20 protein-coding genes and 1 tRNA gene are annotated in these 23,488 nt (G+C 68.1%); 13 read left to right on the top strand and 8 right to left on the bottom strand.

The window, feature by feature from the left end; translation table 11 throughout:
• Window positions 1–229: 229 nt before the first annotated feature.
• Window positions 230–985: a type 1 glutamine amidotransferase gene (locus D0C15_RS31455; RefSeq protein ID WP_116051717.1), complete on the bottom strand. Its 756-nt coding sequence runs from the start codon at window positions 983–985 to the stop codon at window positions 230–232.
• Window positions 986–1,061: 76 nt separating this feature from the next.
• On the opposite strand from D0C15_RS31455, the gene D0C15_RS31450 reads away from it, so the two are divergent.
• Entirely contained in the window at window positions 1,062–4,034 is a 2,973-nt protein-coding gene (locus tag D0C15_RS31450; RefSeq protein WP_116051710.1) for a bifunctional [glutamine synthetase] adenylyltransferase/[glutamine synthetase]-adenylyl-L-tyrosine phosphorylase, read from the top strand.
• Window positions 4,035–4,112: 78 nt separating this feature from the next.
• A complete protein-coding gene (locus D0C15_RS31445) occupies window positions 4,113–4,544 on the top strand; it encodes an acyl-CoA thioesterase (RefSeq protein WP_116051709.1) in 432 nt (143 codons plus the stop codon).
• Between the two features lie 85 nt (window positions 4,545–4,629).
• Here D0C15_RS31445 and glnA read toward each other — a convergent pair whose 3' ends face one another.
• Window positions 4,630–6,054, bottom strand: coding sequence for a type I glutamate--ammonia ligase (gene glnA / locus D0C15_RS31440; protein WP_116051708.1), 1,425 nt, complete (start codon window positions 6,052–6,054; stop codon window positions 4,630–4,632).
• Between the two features lie 171 nt (window positions 6,055–6,225).
• Between glnA and D0C15_RS31435 the strand changes: the two genes are divergently transcribed.
• Window positions 6,226–6,711, top strand: coding sequence for an RDD family protein (locus D0C15_RS31435; RefSeq protein WP_116051707.1), 486 nt, complete (start codon window positions 6,226–6,228; stop codon window positions 6,709–6,711).
• Window positions 6,712–6,731: 20 nt separating this feature from the next.
• Here D0C15_RS31435 and D0C15_RS31430 read toward each other — a convergent pair whose 3' ends face one another.
• The gene (locus tag D0C15_RS31430) at window positions 6,732–7,460 is read right to left on the bottom strand and encodes a DUF4191 domain-containing protein (protein ID WP_116051706.1); all 729 of its coding nucleotides are present in this window, start codon (window positions 7,458–7,460) and stop codon (window positions 6,732–6,734) included.
• A gap of 66 nt (window positions 7,461–7,526) precedes the next feature.
• Between D0C15_RS31430 and D0C15_RS31425 the strand changes: the two genes are divergently transcribed.
• The 6 genes from D0C15_RS31425 (at window position 7,527) to D0C15_RS31400 (ending at window position 12,136) form a co-directional block, all read left to right on the top strand.
• On the top strand, window positions 7,527–9,632 hold the full coding sequence (locus D0C15_RS31425; protein ID WP_245976449.1) for an ATP-dependent DNA helicase UvrD2: 2,106 nt from the start codon (window positions 7,527–7,529) through the stop codon (window positions 9,630–9,632).
• A gap of 218 nt (window positions 9,633–9,850) precedes the next feature.
• Window positions 9,851–10,126, top strand: a complete 276-nt coding sequence (locus D0C15_RS31420) for a hypothetical protein (protein WP_116051704.1) — start codon at window positions 9,851–9,853, stop codon at window positions 10,124–10,126.
• 138 nt (window positions 10,127–10,264) lie between these two features.
• Window positions 10,265–10,639 carry a WhiB family transcriptional regulator gene (locus D0C15_RS31415; protein WP_116051703.1) on the top strand — a complete coding sequence of 125 codons (375 nt, stop codon included), beginning with the start codon at window positions 10,265–10,267 and terminating at the stop codon, window positions 10,637–10,639.
• On the top strand, window positions 10,636–10,902 hold the full coding sequence (locus D0C15_RS31410) for a hypothetical protein (RefSeq protein WP_116051702.1): 267 nt from the start codon (window positions 10,636–10,638) through the stop codon (window positions 10,900–10,902). Before D0C15_RS31415 ends, D0C15_RS31410 begins: the two co-directional genes overlap by 4 nt.
• Before the next feature lie 95 nt (window positions 10,903–10,997).
• Entirely contained in the window at window positions 10,998–11,951 is a 954-nt protein-coding gene (locus tag D0C15_RS31405; protein ID WP_116051716.1) for a methyltransferase, read from the top strand.
• On the top strand, window positions 11,948–12,136 hold the full coding sequence (locus D0C15_RS31400; RefSeq protein WP_116051715.1) for a hypothetical protein: 189 nt from the start codon (window positions 11,948–11,950) through the stop codon (window positions 12,134–12,136). The genes D0C15_RS31405 and D0C15_RS31400 overlap by 4 nt, the downstream gene beginning before the upstream one ends.
• A gap of 41 nt (window positions 12,137–12,177) precedes the next feature.
• On the opposite strand, the gene D0C15_RS31395 is transcribed toward D0C15_RS31400, so the two are convergent.
• The 3 genes from D0C15_RS31395 to D0C15_RS31385 all read right to left on the bottom strand — a co-directional run bounded on the left by D0C15_RS31395 (window position 12,178) and on the right by D0C15_RS31385 (window position 15,733).
• Complete coding sequence (locus D0C15_RS31395; protein ID WP_245976448.1) at window positions 12,178–13,140, bottom strand: hypothetical protein; 963 nt, start codon at window positions 13,138–13,140, stop codon at window positions 12,178–12,180.
• Window positions 13,141–13,251: 111 nt separating this feature from the next.
• Complete coding sequence (locus tag D0C15_RS31390; protein WP_116051713.1) at window positions 13,252–14,556, bottom strand: ABC1 kinase family protein; 1,305 nt, start codon at window positions 14,554–14,556, stop codon at window positions 13,252–13,254.
• Window positions 14,557–14,650: 94 nt separating this feature from the next.
• Complete coding sequence (locus D0C15_RS31385) at window positions 14,651–15,733, bottom strand: ThiF family adenylyltransferase (RefSeq protein WP_116051701.1); 1,083 nt, start codon at window positions 15,731–15,733, stop codon at window positions 14,651–14,653.
• Window positions 15,734–15,931: 198 nt separating this feature from the next.
• Here D0C15_RS31385 and D0C15_RS31380 point away from each other — a divergent pair, with 198 nt between their 5' ends.
• Window positions 15,932–16,471: a M48 metallopeptidase family protein gene (locus tag D0C15_RS31380; RefSeq protein WP_211323399.1), complete on the top strand. Its 540-nt coding sequence runs from the start codon at window positions 15,932–15,934 to the stop codon at window positions 16,469–16,471.
• Window positions 16,472–16,518: 47 nt separating this feature from the next.
• Here D0C15_RS31380 and D0C15_RS31375 read toward each other — a convergent pair whose 3' ends face one another.
• Entirely contained in the window at window positions 16,519–17,976 is a 1,458-nt protein-coding gene (locus D0C15_RS31375; RefSeq protein ID WP_116051700.1) for a zinc-dependent metalloprotease, read from the bottom strand.
• A gap of 383 nt (window positions 17,977–18,359) precedes the next feature.
• On the opposite strand from D0C15_RS31375, the gene D0C15_RS31370 reads away from it, so the two are divergent.
• On the top strand, window positions 18,360–19,520 hold the full coding sequence (locus D0C15_RS31370; protein ID WP_342768621.1) for a YlbL family protein: 1,161 nt from the start codon (window positions 18,360–18,362) through the stop codon (window positions 19,518–19,520).
• 7 nt (window positions 19,521–19,527) lie between these two features.
• Here the strand turns inward: D0C15_RS31370 and D0C15_RS31365 are convergent, their stop codons facing one another.
• The gene (locus D0C15_RS31365) at window positions 19,528–20,094 is read right to left on the bottom strand and encodes a PPA1309 family protein (protein WP_116051699.1); all 567 of its coding nucleotides are present in this window, start codon (window positions 20,092–20,094) and stop codon (window positions 19,528–19,530) included.
• 162 nt (window positions 20,095–20,256) lie between these two features.
• On the opposite strand from D0C15_RS31365, the gene D0C15_RS31360 reads away from it, so the two are divergent.
• A complete protein-coding gene (locus D0C15_RS31360) occupies window positions 20,257–23,223 on the top strand; it encodes a UPF0182 family protein (RefSeq protein WP_116051698.1) in 2,967 nt (988 codons plus the stop codon).
• A gap of 68 nt (window positions 23,224–23,291) precedes the next feature.
• Window positions 23,292–23,365 (top strand) — tRNA-Met (locus D0C15_RS31355).
• Window positions 23,366–23,488: the final 123 nt, after the last annotated feature.

Below are 23,488 nucleotides of genomic sequence, written 5' to 3'. Positions count from 1 at the left end.
TACTGCAGCCGAAGGGCTGTGGGAGAGTAGGACGTCGCCGAACACCCGTTACCCGGAGCCCCGGTCGAGAAGCACACACTTCTCCCGGGGCTCCGGGCATTTTCATGCCCAAAACCGATCACGACCGGTAATGGCTCGCGGGCAAAGCCGACCCGAGAACGGTTTCCGTGAAGGGGTACGGCATCCGCGGGCGTGAGCACGCCCGCGGATCACCGAACCTGTTGCCCGATCAGACGACGGGCAGCGAGCTGCGCGGCTTCTCCGCGGGCGCGATCCGGCCGGCGGCCAGTTCGACGAACCTGTGAGCGAACGGTCGCCACGTCTCCGCGATGTCGGCGTGCGCGGTCTCCAGCACGTCGTTGTCAAAGGCCCCAGGCCGGGCGTACTCGGCCAGTTCGGGTGAGTTCCTGGCCCACGTGCGCACCACGTCGGTTGTTGTTTCGATGTGGAACTGGATGCCGTACACGCAGCGGTTCAACCGGAAGGCCTGGTTCGGGTAGCCGGGAGAGGACGCCAGCAGATCGGCGCCCGAAGGCAGCCGCTCGATGGCGTCCTGGTGGAACTGCAGCACGTCCTGAACCAGGGGGAGCTCGGCGAAGAGCGGATCCATCCACGCGACGTCCTTCTTCGACACCAGCGTCGGACCGGCCTCCGGTCCCCGCTCGCCCTTGCCGACCAGGCCGCCCGTCGCGACGGCGAGCAGTTGTGCGCCGAGGCAAACCCCGAGCGTGGGTACGGCATTGCCGGCAGCGGAGGCGAGCAGACCGCGCACTGTGCGAAGCCACGGATGATCCCGGTCGTCCTCGGCGCTCATGGCGCCACCGAGGCACACCACAGCCTGATAGCCCTCGATGCTGTCCGGCAGTTCGTCCCGTGGCGGGAGCCGTACATCGAGTTCGGCGCCTGCCTCGGAAAGCCAGTCGCCAAGGGGGCCCAGGGGGTCTGTCTCGTCGGGCTGGATCACCAGCAGGCGCACCTCGTTCACGCCCACCAGGGTACGTGGCCCTACCGCGGTGACGTCGCACACGGGAGACAAGGGCAGCGGACTACGGTAAGACGCGATGGCAGAACGAGCACGGGCGACCGCATCCGCGGCGCGGTTCGGATTCACCGAGGACCGGGCCGAGCAGCTACTGCGCGACGCCGGATGGTGGAGCGAAGCGGGACCGGTGCCGGGTAGCGACGCGCTGCTGACCGCGTTCGCGCGCAGCCCCGATCCCGACCTGGCGCTACGGGGCGTCGACCGCGTCCGAGAGGCGGACGAGTCCGCCTGGCCCGAGCTGGCCGAGCAGTTGCGTACCAACGCCGTGCTGCGGGGAAGACTGTTGTCCGTACTCGGCTCCTCCACCGCGCTCACGGACTTCCTCACCGGCAACCCGGCTGAGTGGCGCAGGATCGCGAGCCCGCAGCTGACCAGGCCTGAGGACTACACCCACACCCTGAGCGCGGCGGTCCGAGACGAGGACCATGCGCTCACCGGCACCGAGGCCGAGCAGGCGCTCCGGATCGGCTACCGCGGCCTGCTGCTGGAGATCGCGGCCGCGGACCTGGGACACCTGGTGGAACGGGAACTGGAACAACCCGACTACACCCGAATCGCCGCTCTGCTCACCGAGCTCGCCGAGGCAGCGCTGCGGGCCGGGCTCGACGTCGCGGCGGCGGAGGTGGATTCAGCGGAAGAGGCCCAGCTGGCCGTGATCGCCATGGGCAAGTGCGGGGGCAGGGAACTCAACTACGTCAGCGACGTCGACGTGATCTTCGCGGCGGAGGGCGACCTGCACGTCGCCACCAGGCTGGCCACCACCATGATGCGCACGGTCGGCAAGGCCTGTTTCGAGGTCGACGCCGCACTGCGGCCCGAGGGCAAGGCCGGCGCGCTGGTGCGGACACTGGAGGGCCACGAGACCTACTACAAGAAGTGGGCCAGCACCTGGGAGTTCCAAGCACTGCTCAAGGCGCGCCCGGTGGCCGGCGACGACGAGCTCGGTCGCCGTTACGCAGAACTTGTCGCACCACTGGTGTGGTCCGCTTCGGAGCGGGAGAACTTCGTCACCGACGTGCAGCGGATGCGGCGGCGGGTCGAGCGGCACGTACCCAGTGAGCTCGTCGACCGGGAACTCAAGCTGGGCAGGGGCGGCCTGCGTGATGTCGAGTTCGCCGTGCAACTGCTGCAGATGGTGCACGGCAGGGTGGACGCGGACCTGCGGTCGGCCTCGACCATGGAGGCGCTGTCCGCGCTCGGGTCCGGCGGTTACGTCGGCCGGTCAGATGCGGCAGAGCTGGAGGAGTCCTACGAGTTCCTCCGCACGGTGGAACACCGGCTGCAATTGCGCAGACTCCGCCGCACCCACCTGTTCCCGGACGACTCCGAGACCACCGAGCTGCGCTGGCTGGCGCGGGCATGCGGGCTGCGCCCCGTGCGTGGCCGCTCCGAGGGCGAGGCCCTGCTCACCGCGTTTCGCAGGCACGTGCAACGCATCCGCAGGCTGCACGAGAAACTGTTCTACCGGCCGCTGCTCGATTCGGTGGCGCGCGTGCCGACGGCGGCGTTACGGCTCACCACCAAGCAGGCGGCCAGCAGGCTCGCCGCACTCGGCTACGCCGCGCCGGACGGCGCACTGCAGCACATCAAGGCACTGACCTCCGGTGTCTCCCGCCGCGCCGCGATCCAGCAGGCGCTACTGCCGGTGCTGCTCGATCTGCTGGCCGACACACCCGATCCCGACGGGGGACTGCTCGCGTACCGGCGGGTGTCCGAGGCTCTCGCGGAGACACCTTGGTACCTGCGCGTGCTACGGGATGAATCGGCCGTCGTGGAACGCGTCGCGCTGCTGCTCGGTACCTCGAAGCTGGTTCCCGACCTGTTGGTGCGCGCGCCCGAGGTGTTGCAGCTGCTCAGCGACCCCAACCGGCTGGCAGGTCGAGCACCGGAAGAGGTAGCCACGTCCTTGCGCGCGGCGGCGCGCAGACAGCCCGGACTCAACGCCGCCGTCACCATCGCCCGGTCATTGCGCAGGCACGAGATGCTCCGGGTCGCGGCCGCGGATCTGCTGGACCTGCTCGACGTCCCTTCGGTGTGCGCGGCCCTGTCCTCGGTGTGGAGCGCTGTGCTGGAGGCCGCCCTGGCCGCGGCCGTGCGGGCGCGCAAGACGGAACTGGGCAGTGAGCCGGCCACGATCGCCGTGATCGGGATGGGCAGGCTCGGCGGTGCCGAGCTCGGCTACTCGTCTGATGCCGACGTACTGTTCGTCTGCGAACCCGCCGAGGGAGCCGCCGACGCCGACGCCGTCCGGTTCGCGTCCTCGGTCGCCGAGACCGTGCGTAAGGCACTCGGCGCGCCCAGCCAGGATCCGCCGCTCGAGGTGGACGCCAATCTCCGGCCGGAGGGCCGCAACGGCGCGCTCGTACGCACCCTCGCTTCGTATCGGGCGTACTACGAGCGCTGGGCCGAGGTGTGGGAGGCGCAGGCACTGCTGCGTGCTCGGCCAGTAGCCGGAGATCCCGGCCTCGGAGAGCGCTTCATCGAGACGGTGGACCCGTTCCGGTACCCGGCAGATGGCCTCGACCCGGTGCGGATCAGGGAGGTACGGCGGATCAAGGCCAGGGTGGATACCGAACGGATGCCGAAGGGCGCCGATCGCACCACGCACACCAAACTGGGCCGCGGCGGGCTGGCGGACGTCGAGTGGACCGCCCAGCTGTTCCAACTGCGCTACGCGCACGAGGTGCCCGGCCTGCGGACCACCTCGACCCCTGGCGCGCTGCGTGCGATGGCCGAGGCGGGACTGGTCGGATCCGAGGACGCCGAGGCCATGGTCGACGCGTGGATGCTGGCCACACGCGCGCGCAACGCCGGCATGCTGGTCCGCGGCAAGCCGGTGGATCAGCTCCCTGGATCGGGGCGCGAACTGGCCGCGGTGGCTCGCGTGCTCGGTTACCCCGCGGATGAGGATCCCGGCGAATTCCTCGATCAGTACCGGCGCACCACCCGCAGGGCACACGCGATCGTCGAACGGCTCTTCTACGACGAGTGAGCGAGGTGCCCGCACAGCGCACTGCCTGCTCGGTCACCATCGGCACTCGGCGTCGGTACGGAGATTTACAGTGATTCCGTGACCGAAAGCGAACCATTCCGGGTACAGATCAAAGTCCGCCACTACGAGCTGGACACCCTGGGACATCTCAACCACGCCGTGTACCACTCGTACGGCGAGGTGGCCCGCCTGGAGTTGATGGAGCAGGCCGGGTTGCTCACCAGCGGCATGCGGGAGGAGCACCTGGCCGCCGTACTGCTCGAATCGCACATCAGTTTCCGCAGGGAGTTGCGGGCCGGCGACGTCGTCGACGTTACCTGCGAGCCGAAGTTCGGCGAGGGCAAGACCTTCCGGATGGACTCGATGATCTACAAGGCGGACGGCATCACGGCCGCCGAGATCACCTGCACGCTCGGCCTGATGGATCTCGAACGCCGCAAGCTGGTCGCGGACCCGCTCGGCAGGATGGAGAAGGCCGGCGTGGACATTGGGGTACTCGGCGCGATCTGAGCCGCACCCGAGGACACGGACAAGAGAACGGGGCTGCGGTCGGGGTATTCCCCGCGACCGCAGCCCCGTGTCCGTGGGCCGCTACTTACACGTCGTAGTAGAGAGCGAACTCGTACGGGTGCGGGCGCAGGCGCAGCGGGTCGATCTCGTGCTCGCGCTTGAAGGCGATCCAGGTCTCGATGACGTCCGGTGTGAAAACGCCGCCCTCGAGCAGGTAGTCATGATCGCGTTCGAGGTTGTCCAGCACGGTGCCGAGGTCACCCGGCACGAGCTTGACGTCCTTGGCCTCCTCGGGCGGGAGCTCGTAGAGGTCCTTGTCGATGGGCTCCGGCGGCTCGATCTTGTTCTTGATGCCGTCGAGTCCGGCCATCATCATCGCCGCGAAAGCCAGGTAAGGGTTACCCGACGGGTCCGGGCAGCGGAACTCCGCACGCTTGGCCTTCGGGTTGTTGCCGGTGATCGGGATCCGGACGCAGGCCGATCGGTTGCGCTGCGAGTAGACCAGGCTGACCGGCGCCTCGAAACCGGGCACCAGACGGTGGTACGAGTTCACCGTGGGGTTGGTGAACGCCAGCAGGCTCGGCGCGTGGTGCAGGAGGCCGCCGATGTAGTGCCGTGCCGTGTCCGAAAGGCCCGCATAGCCCGACTCGTCGTGGAAGAGCGGCTGACCGTCCTTCCACAGCGACTGGTGGGCGTGCATGCCGGAGCCGTTGTCACCGAAGAGCGGCTTGGGCATGAAGGTGGCGGTCTTGCCCGCCTTCCAAGCCGTGTTCTTCACGATGTACTTGAACAACTGCAGGTCGTCGGCCGCGTGCAGCAGCGTGTTGAACTTGTAGTTGATCTCGGTCTGGCCCGCGGTGCCGACCTCGTGGTGAGCACGCTCGACCTCGAAACCCGCGGCGGTCAGCTCGGTGACGATCTCGTCGCGCAGGTCGGCAAGGTGGTCGACCGGCGGAACGGGGAAGTAGCCACCCTTGTAGCGGGTCTTGTACCCCTTGTTGCCGCCCTCTTCGTCCGCCCCGGTGTTCCACCAGCCCTCGACCGAGTCGATCTCGTGGAACGAGCCGTGTTCGGCGGAGTCGAACCTGATCGAGTCGAACAGGTAGAACTCGGCCTCCGCGCCGAAGAACACCGTGTCGGCCACGCCGGACTCGGCGATGAACTGCTCGGCCTTACGCGCGATGTTGCGCGGGTCGCGGCTGTACGCCTCACGGGTGAACGGATCGTGCACGAAGAAGTTGACGATCAGGGTCTTGTGGTCGCGGTATGGGTCGACGCACGCGGTGGCGAGGTCCGGCAGCAGCAGCATGTCGGATTCGTGAATCGACTGGAAACCACGTACTGAGGAGCCATCGAACGCGAGCCCCTCTTCCATGGCCTCGCGGTCGAACGCCTTCGCGGGGACGGTGAAGTGCTGCATCACACCCGGCAGGTCACAGAACCTGATGTCGACGAACTCGATGTTCTCGTCGGCGATGAGGCGCTGGATATCGTCTGGAGTAGTGGACACCCTCTGTAGCTCCTTCGTGTTCGTTGCCCGCGGGGGGTACTCTTCGGCTCACGCTAGGAGTGCGGTGTTGCCCGACAGTCACCCGAATGTTTCGCCGGTGTTAACGGGTCGGCGAGCAACGGAAACCGACCAGGGCGAACGGTCCGCCCGCTCGCGGAATACCCTGGACAGGTGGCGAGATGGACCGGTGAATGGCTCTCCGCGCCCGCGGCTTCTCGGAGAATAGACGAATCCGAGCTTCCGCGCTGGCCCGGCGAACGCCTTGGCCTGCCCAAGCAGGGGGTCGGCTCCGCAGCGGGGAGCGGCCGCCGCTTCCTGGCGCTGGCGATCGACCTGGCGATGGCGTCCCTGCTGACCGCGCTGGTCATTCGGCCCGACTTCAACGATCCGGTGGTTATGCAGGGGTTCAACCTCTGGGCCGGAGCGGTATGGGCCCTGATCACGATCGTTCCGGTCGCGTTCTTCGGTTTCACCCCGGGCATGCTGGCGCTCGGTATCAGGGTGGGCAGGCTGGACGGCGCATCCTCAGTGGGCCTGTGGCGTGCGGTGGTCCGGGGCGCGCTGACCTTTCTGATCATCCCCGCCGCGGTGCGCAACCCGGACGCCCGCGGCTGGCACGACCGCCTGACGGGCACGGTCGTGGTGCGCCTGCGCTGAACTTCGCCGACCGCGCGGGGTCAGCGGCGGCGAATGGTGCGCTGCACGTTGCGCATCTTCGCGCCCTGGGGCATCGGCCCCTTGGGCATCGCGGCGCCCCGGTTACCCAGCGCGGCGAGCTTGGCTTCGAGGGCGTCGACCTGGGCTGGCTTGAGGTTGCGCGGGAGCTTCATCAGGTGGCGCTGCAGTTTGCGCAGCGGCACCTGGCCCTCCTCGTGCCCGATCACGAGGTCGTAGATCGGTGTCTCGCCGACGAGGCGGGAGATGCGCTTCTTCTCCTGGGCGAGCAGGCCCTTCACCCGGTGCGGCGCACCCTCGGCGACCAGTACGACCCCGGGCCCGCCGAGCACGCGGTGCACGGCGTCCAGCTGGGTGGTGGCGGCGACGGTCTGGGTGACCCGCCACCGTCCGCGCAGGTTGTCCAGTGCCCAGGCGGCCGCGCCAGGCTGACCGTCTGCCTTCGAGTAGACTGTCTTCTGCACGCGCCTGCCGAAGATGATCACGGCGGCGAGCAGGCCGAGCGTGATGCCCACCGGAAGCAGTGCCCACTCGATGCCAAACAGCAGCCCGATGCCGAATACGGCGGCCGTGACCACCAGTACCGCACCGAGCATCCAGGGGATGAGCGCCTTGTCTTCCTTGCGCTGCATCTTGAAGGCTTCGAAGATTTGCCCGCGCTTGGCCTTGCTCGCGGCGCGCTTCGCCTTCTTCGCTTCCTTCTTCGCTTGCTTGTCCTGCTTACCCGCCATGCGGTCCAGGATACGGCCGGGTGGGCAGGCGGTGACCTGTCGGCCCCCTCTGCGAGGATGCGAGCCGTGGGTAGCGCAACGTCGGCGACGTCTCCGAGAGCTCCTGCGAAGGTCGACGACCTGCTCGACGGTCTCGATCCCGAGCAGCGAGCGGCGGCCGTCGCGCCTCGGGGGCCGGTCTGCGTGCTCGCCGGGGCCGGGACGGGAAAGACGCGCACGATCACCCACCGCATCGCACATCTGGTCCGGTCAGGGCATGTCGCGCCGGGGCAGGTCTTGGCCGTGACGTTCACCGCGCGGGCGGCCGGCGAGATGCGAGCCAGGCTGCGCGCTCTCGGTGTCGAGGGGGCACAGGCGCGCACGTTTCACGCTGCTGCCCTGCGTCAGTTGCGCTACTTCTGGCCACGGGTGGTCGGCGACCAGCAGTGGGAACTGCTGGAGGGCAAGCTGCGGATGGTCGGGCAGGCGGCCAACCGGGTCGGCGCGGGCACCGAGCCCGAGGTCCTGCGGGATCTGGCCGGGGAGATCGAGTGGGCCAAGGCCTCGCTGGTCAGCCCCGACGATTACCCAGCGGTGGCCAGCAGGCTGCAGCGGGACATACCGGAGTCCCCGGCCAGGGTCGCCGAGGTCTATCGGATGTACGAGAGATTGAAGACCGGCGCATCCCTGCTGGACTTCGACGACCTGCTGCTGCACACCACCGCGGCTCTCGAGGAGCACGGAGCGGTGGCGAACGAGTTCCGGGACCGGTACCGCTGTTTCGTGGTCGACGAGTACCAGGACGTCACTCCGCTGCAGCAGCGACTGCTGGACGCGTGGGTAGGTGGCCGCGACGACCTGACCGTCGTCGGGGACGCGAATCAGACCATTTACTCCTTCGGCGGGGCCTCGCCGAAGCCGTTGCTGGAGTTCACCAGGCGGTTTCCCGAAGCGGCAGTTGTGCGGCTGGAACGCGACTATCGCTCGACACCTCAGGTCGTGGAGCTGGCCAACCGGGTCATTGGTGCGGCGCGGGGCAGGCCCGCCGGATCCCGGCTGCGACTGGTCGGCCAGCGGCCGGACGGGCCGCCGCCACGGTTCGCCGAGCACGACGACGAGCCGGCCGAGGCGGCCGCGGCGGCCGCGCGGATCGCCGAACTTCTCGACTCCGGGGTGGCCGCCAGCGAGATCGCCATCCTGTACCGGGTGAACGCGCAGTCCGAGGCCTACGAGCAGGCACTGGCCGAGCGCGGCATCCCGTATCTGGTCCGGGGCGGGCAGCGGTTCTTCGATCGGCGCGAGGTGCGACAGGCGGTGATCGCGTTGCGCCAGGCCGCCGCGAGCTCGCCGGAAGGTGAACTCGCGGACCTCGTCCGCAGGGTGCTCGCTGCCGTCGGCCTCACCGATCAGCCGCCGCAGGGGGGTGCGGCGAAGGAGCGATGGGATGCCCTGCTCGCGCTCGTCGAACTGGCGGAGGAACTCCAGCGCACGGTCGAGGGCGTCACGTTGCGTCAGTACATCGCCGAACTCGAGCAGCGCGCCGCGGCGCAGCATCCGCCGACCGTGGAGGGCGTGACCCTGGCTTCGTTGCACGCGGCGAAGGGGCTGGAGTGGGACGCCGTGTTCCTGGTCGGGCTCGCCGAGGGCACCATGCCGATTCAGCACGCGGATGGGGACGAGCGCGCGGTCGAGGAGGAACGCAGGCTGTTCTACGTCGGCGTGACGCGCGCACGGGAGCACCTCTCGCTCAGCTGGGCGCTCTCGCGCCACCCCGGGGGCAGGCGCAGCCGCAGGCGCAGCCGATTCCTCTATGGACTGGTCCCGGAGGACCATCCGACGGCACGAGTGGCACGGCAGGCGCGACCACAGCCCAAGTCCGCCGCGGGCAAGGCCAAGTGCCGGATCTGTGGTGGAGCGTTGCTGGCCACGATGGAGATCAAGCTGGGCCGGTGTGGCTCGTGTCCGTCCGATCTGGACGAGGACCTGCTTTCCAGGCTCAAGGAGTGGCGTGTGGAGCGGGCACGGGAACTCAAGGTGCCCGCCTACGTCGTTTTCACCGACGCGACACTCGTCGCTATCGCCGAGCAGCGCCCGATGGATCACAGCGCACTCGTTGCGATCTCCGGTATCGGCGCGGGGAAGCTGGATCGTTTCGGCGCCGAGGTGCTTGCCGTGGTGCGCGCGGCGAACTGAGGGAGCTTGTCGCGGTCGGTAGCCGGCCCGGCACGACTTGCCAGGCGTATCCCCTGTTCAGGGATGTTTCCGGAGATCTTTGGAGATTTCTGGAAAATCGGTTGCCCCCGCGTGCCGAGGAGCAATAGCCTGCATGTACTGGGTGGAAGCAACCACGCATGTTTCGCCGACGAGCACCATGGCGAGCCGTCCGGACAGCGTGAGGAGGTGGCAGCGAGATGAAGATCTTCGAACTGATCGGCACTCCTGGCACCAGGCTGTCCTGCGCCGCCGACCCGCGCGTGACCATTCGCCGGGGAATCGGCATGTCCTGGGGCACCCAGCCTGCCAATGAGATGAGCTCTCGCGCGGCTCGTTCGCGTAATGACCTCGTCCAGACGTTCGCTGGTGCCGACGCGAAGGCAGCTCGCCTCGCGTTCGTCCCGGTGCCCGTCGATCTGCCGATCTACAAGCAGGTCTCTGCTCCGTCGTCTGCACATGAGCGAAGTCCCTGACGCTCCGTCAGGAGAACAGGCTCACGAAGGCCGCGGAACCGTAGACCGGATCCGCGGCCTTCGTGCTGTTCAGACCACCTTTTTGTCCAGCCGGCCTCGTCAGTCAGCAGTACAAACACGACACAAAGGAGAACGAGAATGTCATCGGCAATCGCCTTCGCGTCAGAGAAGGCGTTATCCGACGAACTCGTCGACCACGGAATAGGGGACCTGCTCGACGCGGTGTCCTCGCCCGACCTGGACCTGCCCTGCCGCTCGGGTGACGCGGACCTGTGGTTCGCCGAATCCCCCGCGGAACTCGAGCGCGCCAAGGGTTTCTGTGCCGACTGCCCGGTGCGGGCAGCCTGCCTGGCAGGCGCGCTCGCGCGGCGTGAGCCGTGGGGCGTCTGGGGTGGGGAGATCTTCGAGCGCGGCGCCGTCGTCGCGCGGAAGAGGCCGCGGGGGCGGCCCCGCAAGAACGCCGTTGTCGAGCACAAGCAGACAACTGATCGCAGCAGGAGCGTCGCGGCATGAGTGAACAAACGCAGCTTGCACCGAAGGTCGCCAGTGGCGAGGTGCGCAAGCAGAACACACCGAACGACGCTCCCAAGAACCGCAAGGAGATCCTGGAAATGTTGATGTATGAAGAACTGGCCAGAGCCCGAATACGCGACCTCGAGGAGGCCCTGAGCGGCCAACGGGCACCCGCGCGGGGTGCGCGGTGGCTCGACCGATGGCAGGGACGAAAGCCGCGACACAGCGGAAGTTCGACCCGGTCTTCCTCGAAGTCAGCCTGATCGGCGGCTTTGCGTCGAGAACTGGGCGGGACGAGCGCCGGCGTGACCGAGTGCTCGTCCCGCCGCTCGCGTCGCTTCGTGTTTAGATGTCCGCCATGTCCGCACATACCCACGACGACGTGAACTGGGCGGCCAAGCTCCCGTCGATGCGCAGGGCGGACGCCTTGTTCGGTACGGCTCTGCGAGCAGTGGCCGATCGGCTCATTCGCGACCTTCCCGCACAGGCAACCGTGATCGACGTCGGATCTGGTTCCGGCGGCATGAGCAGTGCGCTGGCTTCGGCGCTCGCCGCGCGAGACCGAGTCCGCGAGGCGGAGGCGCCGGCTCTCGTGCTCCTCGACGCCGTTGAGGAACTACTGCATGCCGCGGCTGACGCCGCTCGCGCTGCGCGTCCGACTTCCGCGGTGGGTACGGCAGCAGCGGGCACGGCATCCGGCGAGGGCCCGGAATCGGCCGCCACGCCGGTACGAGTGTCCACGGTCCTCGCCGACGCCGCTCGCGCCGACCTGTCCTCGCTGCTGCCCGCGGCCGATCTGGTCTGGGCCTCCTCGGTGCTGCATCACCTCCCTGATCAGCAGAAGGCCGTGGACAACCTCGCGGCGGTGCTGCGCCCCGGTGGGCTGCTGGCGGTCGCGGAAGGCGGGCTGGACACCCGGTGCCTGCCGTGGGATCTCGGCGTGGGTGAGCCTGGCCTGGAAGCCCGGTTGATCTCCGCGAGGGACGCGTGGTTCGGCGAACTGCGCGCGGGCATGGAGCAGGGCGTGCGGATGCCATACGGCTGGCCGGCGGCGCTGAACGCCGCAGGACTCACCGGTGTCACCTCCTTCAGTTACCTCGTGGACCATCCGGCCCCCGCATCGCGACAGGTCAGCGAATTTGCCGTAGAGCGAGTTTCCTGGCTGACCGAGACAGTGAGGGACCGGCTCACCGACGGCGACCGCGAGGCCGCGTTGTCGTTGATCGACCCGAACGGTCCGCACTATCTGGGCCATCGATCGGACGTATATCTCCTCTCTACCTCGACTGTCCACTATGGGTGGTGCCCGTGACCGCACACGAGACCGTGAACTGTGCCCGTTGCGGACTCTCGCGTGACCCCGAGGGAGACCCGGCCCGGAACCTCGCCTGGGTCGCCGAGCGCGATCGTGGCGTGCTCCGCTGGCTTTGCCCGGACTGTGCGCGTGCGCACGTGCGCGATATCGAAGGAAAGCTGCCGACCGAGTACTGGAGCTGACCCCGATCCGGCAGATTTCGACGCCGGGCTCGGCCGCCCGACTACTGTCCCGGTACCGCCCTCGTGGTCTCCACCTTGGGACGAGGACACAACGCCGCCTGGCGGAACGCGCTGACGAGTTCGCGAATCACCTCCTGCCTGTCGTGATACATCCGGTCGGCGGGAGTGCGGACCAGAACGACCCCCGCTGCGGTCAGCGCGAGGTGGGTCATCCGGCCCTGACCCGCGTCCTCGTCGTACCGGGGGCTGAACTGCCAGCCCAGTCCGGCCTCGTCCCACCAGGCGTCGACTGTCCCGATGGGTTTTCCCCTGCGATCGCGCACCGTGACATCCCATTGCGGGGCGGGCAGGGGAGCCTCGGCACTGATGCGCCGCGCGACGCCGAGCAGGAAGGTGTCCCAGCCCCCGGACAACTCGCGTAACTCAGCGCGGACGGCCGCGCTACCGCGCTGATTTCCGGACTCGAGTTCCGTGTGCAGTTCACGGGGTGTGCACAACCCCTCATAGACCGGCACGGTGAGCAGGTCCCGAAGACAATCCGGATCGGACTCCCGTCGTGCCGCGTCGATGGCGGCGCGGGTGACAGGAGCGCAGGGCAGCCCTTCGACATCCACTGGATCGGGCACTCGGGCAGTCCGTTCGACCAGGACGAACTCCGGCGGCAGAACCCGCCTGCACGCGGGAATCAGGACGTGCACGGTACGCGGCGGTGGCAGGTTCGCACCCTGGGCGCGCAGCGCGTCGATACCGGTGATCATGGCCCCTCGTCCAAGTCCCGCCACGGCGGCGTTCAGGAGCTGGTGGCGGGTCGGTTCTCCCCCGGCGAGCAGGACGACGCCGGGGGAGAGCCGGCGCCATGGCCCGCCTGGCCTGCACCGGGACCCGATCGACTTGGCAGAGATCCCCGAGGAGCGGAGCTGGGCGATCGTGGCGACGCCATGGTGGAAGCGGCTGGACTTGAGGCAGTTGGTGTCGCGGTCGGCCGCGAGAGCTGAACTGGTCATGGTTCGAGCGTGCCGCGGCAGAGGCGGCCCGGGAACCGGAACTCACGGACTGTGGACAACTCGCGGGCGCGAACGGAACCCGCGCGCCACGAGGGACTCACCTGTGGATCGTCAGTGAGTGGTGTAACCCGGTTGCCAGTGCTCCACGATCGCGCGTAGTTCGATTTCGGCGTCCAGCTGGCAGAGGATGCCCACGGCTCCGGCGGTCACGCGGTGGATCAGTAGCCAGTTGGGCGGGAGATTCAGCGAGCGACCAGTACGGAAGTCCTGGCCCCTGGTATCCCCCATCCGAAGGGCCTGCCGCTGCGCCCAGCGTCGGGTGAAATGGAAGCGTTCGCTGGTCAGGGGCGCGACCAGCGGCGCGAGGTAAGCCTGGACGTCCTCGGCGTCGAGGCTCGTGCCGGGCCGGACGAAACCCTCGTCGCGCAGGCTGTCCAGCAGTTCCGTCGAACGGCCTTCCAGCGCCAGGCGCATGATGCGGCCGAGCTGCGGTGGTGCGCCGTCCGGCAGGCGGGCGACCGCCCCGAAGTCGATCACACACAGCCTGCCGTCCTCGAGCAGCATGAAGTTGCCGGGGTGCGGATCTGAGTGCAGAAGCCGGGCGCGGGCAGGGGACGAGTAATGGAACTCGGCGAGCAGTCTTCCCGCCCGGTCGCGTTGCTCCGCGGTCCCGTCGGCGATGATCTTCGCGAACGGCGTGCCGGTGACCCACTCGGTCACGATGACCCTCGGAGCGCTGGCCACCACCCGGGGGACCAGCACCTTGTCGTCGCCGGCGAAGGCCGCGGCGAATCCGCGCTGGTTGTCCGCTTCGGACCGGTAGTCCAGTTCCTCGTCCATGCGGGCGGCCAGTTCGGCGAGTAGCGGTTTGACCTCGGTGCCCGGTGCCAGCGCCTGGAACAGGCGGGCGAACCGTTGCAACTGGCGCAGGTCACTGCGTAATGCCTCGTCGGCGCCCGGGTACTGCACCTTGACCGCGACCTCGCGACCGTCGTGCCAGACGGCGTGGTGCACCTGACCGATGCTGGCGGCCGCGGCGGGGACGTCGTCGAATTCGGCGAATCGCTGCCGCCAGCTGCTGCCCAGCTGTTCGGCGAGTACGCGGTGGGTCTGCCGGACCGACATCGGGGGTGCCGCGGCCTGCAGTTTGGTCAGTGCCTCCCGGTACGGTTCGGCCATCTCGTCGGGCACCGCGGCCTCGAACACGCTCAGGGCCTGGCCGAACTTCATCGCACCGCCCTTGAGCGTGCCCAACACCTCGAACAGTTGCTCGGCGGCCTTCGCGGACAGCGCGGCATTGACCTCCTCGGCGCTCTGCCCGGACAACCGCTTGCCCCAGCCGCCGACGGCGCGTCCCGCGATGCCCAGCGGAAGGCTCGCGAGTTTGGCGGTGCGCACCGCCGCCCTGCGCGGCATCGCGGCGTCGGCGTTGCCTTCGGTCGAGTCGAGGGATTCGGTCACGCCCTCGATTCTGCCCTGTGGACCGGATGTCGTGCAGCCGTCACGCACATCAGGTAAGCCCGGGAACCGCTGCCCGTGGCCCGATCTCTCCCGGCGCTCGTGCGCCGCATTCGCAGTCCGGGTGCGGTAACCAGGGGCGGTGGTAGACGGTTGCCTCGTAGGAATCGACTTCCAACGTCGAGTTCCACACCGGAGGTACGCCCTCGTTGTGACAGAGAACACGCAGCGCCTGCGTCGCGGCCAGCGAGGCAGTGGCCTGTACGGCCGCCAGATCCGCGCGCCTGCCCTGGCCCGCGAGCTGGCCCGCGATCCTCGGCCAGCAACTGTCCCGGTCGGTCCGATGCAGGTCCGCGCAGCGCAGGCAACTGCTGCGACCCGGCCACACCAGTGGGCCCACGATGCCGATGCCGTCGCGCACCTGCACGGGAAGATGCGGCAGACCATCGGCGATCAGGTCCCGTACGACCTCGGGTGCGGGCACGACGGCGTCGGTGAGCAACACGAGGTCCGGTGGTCGCCGGTCCGCGGGCCGCCCCGCCCTGGTGTCGGGGTTGGCCCTGACCACGGCCTCGAGAATCGAACGTCGTCTCGGCCTGCCGACGTCGCTGTCCAGGAAACCGGATCCCAGTTCGCCACTGCCGACGGCTCCCGAAGCCCGGACGTCGATGCGGCCGATGCCGGCCGTGGCCAGCAGGACGCTCACCGCGACTGCGAGCCGTCCGCCGCCATGCACGAGGACGCAGCATTGCTCGCGCCGAGCCGCCGCGTCGCCACGGCTCACCCCGGCCCGCAGCGGCCACAGTTCGGGTTCGGCTGCCGCCTTACGGTGCCGGGCGCCCGGATAGGCCTCCTCCACCAGCCCGCACTCGGTCAGCCCGGTCAGGATCTCTCGCAGTCGCTCGCTGTGCGCTACTCCCGCGGCATCCAGCAGTGTGCGCATGCTGCGGCTGCCGTCTAGACCGCGGAGCAGGTCGATCAGGTCGGGTGGCAGGCCCTGCGCGACGACGGCGTGTCGCGGATCGAGGCCGATCTGTATCTCGTCGGCGGTGCGTTCGAGCACGTCGAGTCCCGGCAGCAGCCGAGGTCTGCGGGGCAGCGGGACGGAAATCGCGGTGGAAGCGTATTGGCCCATGTGCACACTGTGACCGAACCCGGCTAACCAACGGCTAAGGATCCGCTGAGTTGTCCACAGGTAGCAAAACCTGTGGACAACTGGAGCAGATGTGCCCATGAAGCCGATTGCACTGTCGGTGCTTGGCCTTACGGTGGACTCGTGGCCGAAGCACGGGTGCCCTCATTGAGGAACCGGGATCAGAAATTCAGTCCGGGGATGTCCCCACAACCGAAGATCGAGGTGCGGCGCAGTGCTCGAAGGCGCCGCACCGTTACCGCCTACCTCGATGGCGACACGCTCGTCGTGATGATTCCCGCCAAGATGACCCGGAAGGAGGAGGAACACTGGGTCGCCGAGATGCAGCGCAAGCTGCTGCGCAGCGAGAGTAAGCGGGCCGCTCCCCGCAGTTCGGACGCGGCGCTGCTCGCCAGGTGCGCGACGCTGTCCGCGCGCTACCTAGACGACACGGTGGCACCGGCGAGCGTGCGCTGGGTCCCGCCGATGCGTACTCGATGGGCCTCCTGCACACCGGTCGACCGCACGATCCGGGTCAGCGAGCGGCTGCGCGAGGTGCCCACCTGGGTACTCGATTACGTACTCGTGCACGAACTCGCGCATCTGCGGGAGGCCGGGCACAACGCCCGGTTCTGGCGGCTGGTCGGCAACTATCCGAAGGCCGAGCGTGCGATCGGCTACCTCGAGGGCCTTTCCGCCGCCGCTGGCTGGGGTATCACGGATATGGACGATCCCGGCTGAGCTGATCGCCCCGCGGAGGCATACCGGCCTGCGCGGGGCGAGCCAGGTCAGGCCTTGGTGCCGCCCTTGCCGTCGTCAGGGCCGTCGTCGGGACCATCGTCAGGACCATTTTCGTCACGGTCGTTCCCGCTGTCCTTGTCACCGGACTCCTGCGGGCCCGACTCTCCCGACTGCCGCTCCGCGCGCTCGGTGCGCTCCAGCTCGGCCATCGGGTCGAACGACTCCACACCTTCTGGGCCGTCACCGAGGCGGTCGGCGAACTCCATCGGGTCGTCGAGGTCCTCGGCGGTCGGCAGGAGGTCGGGATGGGACCAGATGCCGTCCCGGACCTTCGCACCGTGCCGGTCACCTACGAGCTTCCACAACGCGGAAGCGGCCCGCATACGCCTCGGACGTAGTTCCAGACCGACGAGGGTGGCGAACGTCTGCTCGGCGGGACCGCCGGTGGCCCGGCGCCTGCGCAGCGTCTCCCGCAGCGCGTCGGCTCCGGGTAACCGGTCGCCGACGGCTTCGGCCACCACCACGTCGACCCAACCCTCCACCAGCGCGAGCAGCGTCTCCAGGCGACTCAGCGCGGCCTGCTGTTCCGGCGTCGTCTTCGGCTCCAGCAGTCCGGAGGACATCGCCTCCTCGATGCTGGCGGGGTTGGTGGGGTCCACCTGGCCGGCGAGCTGCTCGAGGGCGGAGGTGTCCACACTGATGCCGCTGGCGAATTCCTCAACCGTCGCCAGCAGTCGCTGCCGCAGCCAGGGCACATGTGCGAACAGCCGCTGATGGGCGGCCTCGCGTGCGGCGATGAAAACGAGGACCTCGCTGCTGGGGCGCTCCAGCCCCTCGGTGAACTTCTCGATGTTCGCCGGCAGCAGGGCGGAGGTGTTGTCCGGCCCCAGTGGGAGGCCGACCTCGGAGGAGGTGAGTACCTCGGAGGCGAGTTCGGCGAGTGCGTTGCCCAGCTGCGAGCCGAACGCCATGCCGCCCATCTGCCCCACCATGGACAGCAGCGGGCCCGCTGCCTGCTTCGCCTCGTCCGGTAGCGCCTGCACCCAGGCACCCGAAACCTGCTTCGCCACCGGGTCACAGAGGCGCTGCCAGGTCGGCAATGTCTTGGACACCCAGTCCCGCGCGGTCCACGCGACGGTGTTGTTCGCGCCCGCGGGCAGGATGGTGGCCGCGTCGAGCCACAACTCGGCGAGGTGAGCGGCCTCGCTTACCGCGGTCTCCCCGGACTTCTCCGAAGACGAGAACCCCAGCGAACTTCCGCCCGTGCCGGCCAGCCGCTGCTCCGCGATCTGCTTGGCCAGGTCGTAGTTCACCGGCCCGGTGGAACTACCCGCCTGGCTGAGCATCTGCCCGAGCTGGCTGAGCATCTGCCCGAGCTGGTTGAAAGCCTCGGGCCCACCCGGGGGCTGCTGACCACCGGAGCCTGAGGACTTGTCGGGATCGCGATCGTTACCACCACTGTCGTCGGGATCGGGGAGTCCGAAGCCGAACGGGGGATTGCTCATGCCTTCTGCCTCATTCGCCGGCGGGCTGCACGCTGAGTGCTGTGCCCGATTTGCTCACGGTGCCGGTCGCTCATGCTTTTTGCCTCATTCGCCGGCGGGCTGCACATCGCTCAGTGCTGTGCCCGACTCGCTCACGGTGCCGGTCGCTCATGCTTTATGCCTCAATCGCCGGCGGGCTGCACATCGCTCAGTGCCGTCCCCGACTCGCTCACGGTGCCGGTCGCTCATAACACCACCGTACGCGGTACGCCAGATGGAGTCCGCCGCCATGGCCCACGGTTCGCCCTCAGCCGAACCCGGATCGTCGTCGGCCACCACCGCCGAGAGGCCGGCGGCGTGGCCTGCCCGGCCTCGCCCGTGCTGTCACCGTACGCTGTTGCGCTGTGAGCGAGTCCCGCGACAAGGCCGACGGAAACACGCAGGCGAGCACGCCCCCCACCGGGTTCCCGGCGCCGCCGGTGAACAGCCAGACGAGCGGCCCCGGCGAGCCGGGCACCGGCGACTCCGGCAACCGGCTGAGCAGGCGCGGCTGGACGCTGGTGGTCAGTGGTGTGCTCGTGGTGGTCTTCGCCCTGCTGGGCACCTTCGTCCAGGTGCCGTATGTGGCACTCGGACCGGGCCCGACCTACGACACGATCGGGCTGGACGACGGCAAGCCCGTGGTCAATGTCGATGGGGAGGAGACCTACCCGACCGAGGGCGAGCTGCGCATGACGACCGTGTCGCTCAACGACGAGGTCACCCTGTTCGGTGCCCTCGGGCTCTGGGTCAGCGGACGGTACGCGCTCGCCCCGCGCGAGGACTACTTCAAGCCGGGGGAGACCGACGAAGAGGTCAAGCGGGAGAACGTCAAGCAGTTCCAGGACTCGCAGAGCAATGCCGAGGTCGCCGCGCTGCGCAGATTGGGTTACCCGGTCAAGGTGCTCGCCAAGGAGGTGGTCGCGGGCAGCCCCGCCGACCACGTGCTCGCGGCCGGGGACGAGCTGGTGGTGGTCAACGGAAAGAAGATCACCAAGGAGGAGGACGTCCGCACGGCCCTCGAGGGCACCCGCCCCGGTGAGACCATCTCGCTCACCTACCAGCACGAGGGCCAACCCGAGCGCACCGAGTCCGTCACGCTGGCACAGCACGAGGACCCCGCTCAGGAGCAGGGTTTCATCGGCCTGGTGCCGATCGACCGGGCGGACGTTCCGTTCGACATCAACATCTCGCTGGAGGACGTCGGCGGACCTTCGGCAGGGCTCATCTTCGCCCTCGCGATCACCGACCGGTTGACGCCGGGCTCGCTGGTCGGCGGCGAGCACATCGCCGGCACCGGCGAGATCTCCGAGAAGGGTGAGGTCGGCGCGATCGGCGGCATCTCCTTCAAGGTGGTGGCCGCCAGCGAAGCCGGAGCGACGACCTTCCTGGTTCCGGAGCGCAACTGCGCCGAAGCGGCGGCTGCCGCGCCGGACGACCTCAACCTCGTCAAGGTCGGTGACCTCGACGGCGCGCTCAGCGCACTCGAGGACATCAGGGAGGGCAGGCAGGCGCCGTCCTGCTGAACCTCGCTCAGGGCGCGAAGGTCGCCTTCAGCGCGTCCACGAGGTTCGGTGCCAGCTCGGGGTGCTCGACGACCTCGTCGACGCTGTCACCCTCGCCAAGGCCACGCAGTCGCAGGACGCAGGCGGCGCTCCCGTCGCGCAGCACAGCGGCCACCAGCCGGGCCTCCGTTCGGCGCGGGTGGTCCGCCGCGGCCTGGCGCAGCCGCTTCGCGTCCTCGTCCCCGTGGCCCCCGCCGGGCAGTTCCTGCTCGGCATCCGGCGGCAGGACGATGATCTCCTGAGCCAGCGCACACCCGTGGACCGCCTCTGGCCATGCGATGCGGCCGAGCGCTTCGGCGAGGTCGCCCTCCGGCAGTTCCTCTTGCGCGACGGGGGTCAGCGGCGATGCCGCGTCCAGTTGCGCGGCGAGTTCGGGTTGCTGGCTGAGCAGGTCCGCGGTGGGGACCAGGGCGAACAGTTGGGGCGGCTGATCCCACCCTCCGGACGCCACGAAGTCCTCGACTTCCCGGGCCAGCGCGGCCACACTCGGATTCATTGACTGGTTCGTCTCTGCCTGCTGTTCGCTGTCTGGCATGGCGCCATCGTGGCAGGAAGGACCCGGTCACGCCGCACCCGAGTCCGATTTGAGAGGCTTTACTCGGAACTCTGGTACGTATCCGTAGAGTTAGACAATCAGGGGACGCTCGCCGAGGCCCGCGCCCCTACGAAGTAGATCACGACATCTGGAGCGTGTGCAGTGGCCACTCGGCCCCCCGTGAGCTTACCGAAGCTGTCCCGGCGCAGCCGATTCATGCTGATCCTTGGCGGAGTGGTGGTACTGGCGCTGTTGCTCGGCGCCCGGCTGCTCGACACCTACGTTGATTGGCTGTGGTTCGGCGAAGTCGGAGCGCGTGGTGTTTTCACCACCGTGGTGATCACCCGGATCGCGCTGTTCTTCGCCGTCGCGGCGTTGGTCGGCGGTCTGGTCGCGCTGAGCCTGTGGATCGCCTACCGAACCCGCCCGGTGTTCGTGCCGGTGTCCGGCGCGGACGATCCGGTCGCCAGGTACCGGACGACAGTGGTGAGCCGGATTCGGTTGTTCGGTATCGGAGTTCCGGTTCTGGTGGGACTGATCGCCGGCGCCAGTGCCCAGAACGACTGGGAACGGGTGCAGTTGTTCTTCAACAGCACCAGTTTCGGCAAGACGGACCCCGAGTTCGGTTTGGACATCGGCTTCTACGCGTTCAGCCTGCCCTTCTACAACTGGATCCTGGGCTGGCTCTTCGTCGCGATCGTCGTCTCCTTCCTCGCGGCACTCGGTGCGCACTACCTCTTCGGGGGTATCCGGCTGGCGGGTAAGGGCGGAACGATCGCCGGACCCGCGCGGGTGCAGCTGGCGATTCTCGTCGGTGTGTTCGTGCTGTTGAAGGCCGTCGAGTACTTCTTCGACCGCTACAACCTGCTGATGTCGAACAACAACGAGTTGTTCACCGGCGCCACTTACACCGACCTCGCGGCCCGGCTGCCCGCGAAGTGGATCCTGCTCTGCATCTCGCTGTTCGTCGCGATCGCGTTCTTCGTCGGTGCGTTCCTGCGTAACGTTCAGCTCCCGGCGATCGCGCTCGTATTGCTGCTGCTGTCGGGAATCCTGGTCGGGGTGGCCTGGCCCGCGGTGCTGGAGCAGTTCGAGGTCAAGCCGAACGCCATCGAGAAGGAATCCGAATCCATCCAACGCAATATGGACGCCACCAGATCGGCGTTCGATCTGCAGGATGTCAAGTACGAGGACTATTCGGGCACGACGGAGGCCTCGCCCTCGGAAGTCCGTTCGGAGACCGGCACGATCTCCAACATCCGTCTGCTCGATCCGGGTGTACTTGAGCCGACCTTCACGCAGCGGGTCGGCCGGGAGAACTTCTACGGATTCTCCGAGAAGCTCGACATCGACCGCTACGTGAGCCCGGACGGCGACCTGCAGGACTACGTCGTCGCCGCGAAGGAGATCAAGACCAGTGGTCTTGCCGAGAACCAGCGCAGCTGGATCAACCGGCACCTGCGCTACACCCACGGCAACGGTTTCGTCGCGGCCCCGGCCAACACCATCGACAGGGCGGTCGAGGGGGCCGACAGCGAGGGTGGCTATCCCGTCGCGGGCACCAGTGACACCCAGGATCCCGATGGCGCACACGGCATCGAGGTCACCGAGCCACGCATCTACTACGGCGAGCTGACCACGGACTACGCGATCGTCGGCGGACAGCCCGGTGAGGCACCAGGCGAGTACGACACCGCCAACGACAGCAGCTACCTCTACACCGGTGCGGGTGGTGTGCCGATCGACAGCTGGTTCAACCGCCTGGTGTTCGCCGCGAAGGAAGGCGAGCGCAACATCCTCTTCTCCGACGCCATCAGCGAAGGCTCGAAGATGATGTACAACCGCGACCCGCGTGACCGCGTGGAAAAGGTGGCGCCCTGGTTGACCGTGGACGGCGACCCGTACCCAGCGGTGATCGACGGGAAGATCAAGTGGATCGTGGACGGCTACACCACGATCAACAACTTCCCGTACTCACAGCAGACGGCGCTCGACGACGCGACACAGGACTCGCTGTCCGGTGTGGCCCGCCAGCAGCCGGAGATGATCAACTACATCAGGAACTCCGTCAAGGCAACCGTTGACGCCTTCGACGGCACGGTCAGCCTCTACTCGCTGGACGACAACGAGCCGGTACTCAAGGCCTGGCGGAACATCTTCCCCGGCATCGTGAAGCCGACCTCGGAGATCACGCCGGAACTGCGGAGTCACTTCCGCTATCCCGAGGACATGTTCAAGGTGCAGCGGGAACTGCTCACCAAGTACCACGTGCAGAACCCCCGGGAGTTCTACAGCACCGAGACGTTCTGGGACGTACCGCCAGACCCGACGCAGGACGGCGGCAATGCCACCGCTGAGGGGCCGAACCAGCCGGCGTACTACCTGCTCGCGCAGGCGCCAGGACAGGACGAGCCGACGTTCCAGATCACCAGTTCACTGACGCCACTGCGGCGGCAGTATCTGGCCGCCTGGGTCTCGGTGTCGTCTGCACCCGATGACTACGGCACGATTCGTGTGCTGAGACTGCCCACCGGCGGAGACGCGGGCAGTCAGGTCGAGGGTCCGGTACAGGTGCAGAACCGGTTCCAGAGTGATCCGCGGGTAGCCCGGGAACGGACGCTGTTCAACAACCCGCAGATCAACGTCATCTACGGAAACCTTCTGACACTGCCCGTCGCGGGTGGATTCCTCTACGTGGAACCGGTCTACATCCGGCAGAAGAACGAGAACAGTTATCCGCAGCTCGCCCGTGTCCTCGTGTCCTACGGCGGAAAGATCGGCTTCGCCGCGACGTTGAACCAGGCACTGGACCAGGTCTTCGGTGAGGGCACAGGGGAAGCGGCCACCGGGCCGGAACAAGGCGGCATCCCAGACCCGTCGGCCCCCGAGGACGGGGACACCGAGGAACCGACACCGCCGGAAACCGATCAGCAGGGCACCCCGCCCCCCAACGGGGACCAGGGCGGCACTGAACTGGAACAGGCCACGGCCGACATCCAGGCAGCGCTGACGAAGCTGAAGAACGCCCAGCAGTCCGGCGACTTCGACGCACAGGGTGCGGCGCTCGCCGAGCTGGACGCGGCGGCCCGTCGCTGGGAAGCCGCCCAGGGCGGCGGTGGCGGAGGATGACCCTCGTCACCTGAGTGACACCCACTTTGCGCCCCAGATAAACCGGGGCGTAAGGTGGGTTTCACCAACGCGGGGTGGAGCAGTTCGGTAGCTCGCTGGGCTCATAACCCAGAGGTCGCAGGTTCAAATCCTGTCCCCGCTACAGAGGTTGGAGGCCCGTGCCTGCGGAAATCGCAGGCCGGGCCTCTTTCGTATTGCCCTGGGGGTGCAACCCCCAGACCCCGCCCGGAGGGGCTGCGCCCCCCGGACCCCTGTGGGGCTGCGC

This window comes from Amycolatopsis palatopharyngis, assembly GCF_003385185.1.
Taxonomy (GTDB): Bacteria; Actinomycetota; Actinomycetes; order Mycobacteriales; family Pseudonocardiaceae; genus Amycolatopsis; species Amycolatopsis palatopharyngis.
Note: the sequence above shows the minus strand (reverse complement) of the source record. Positions and strands in the feature narration are given on the sequence as shown.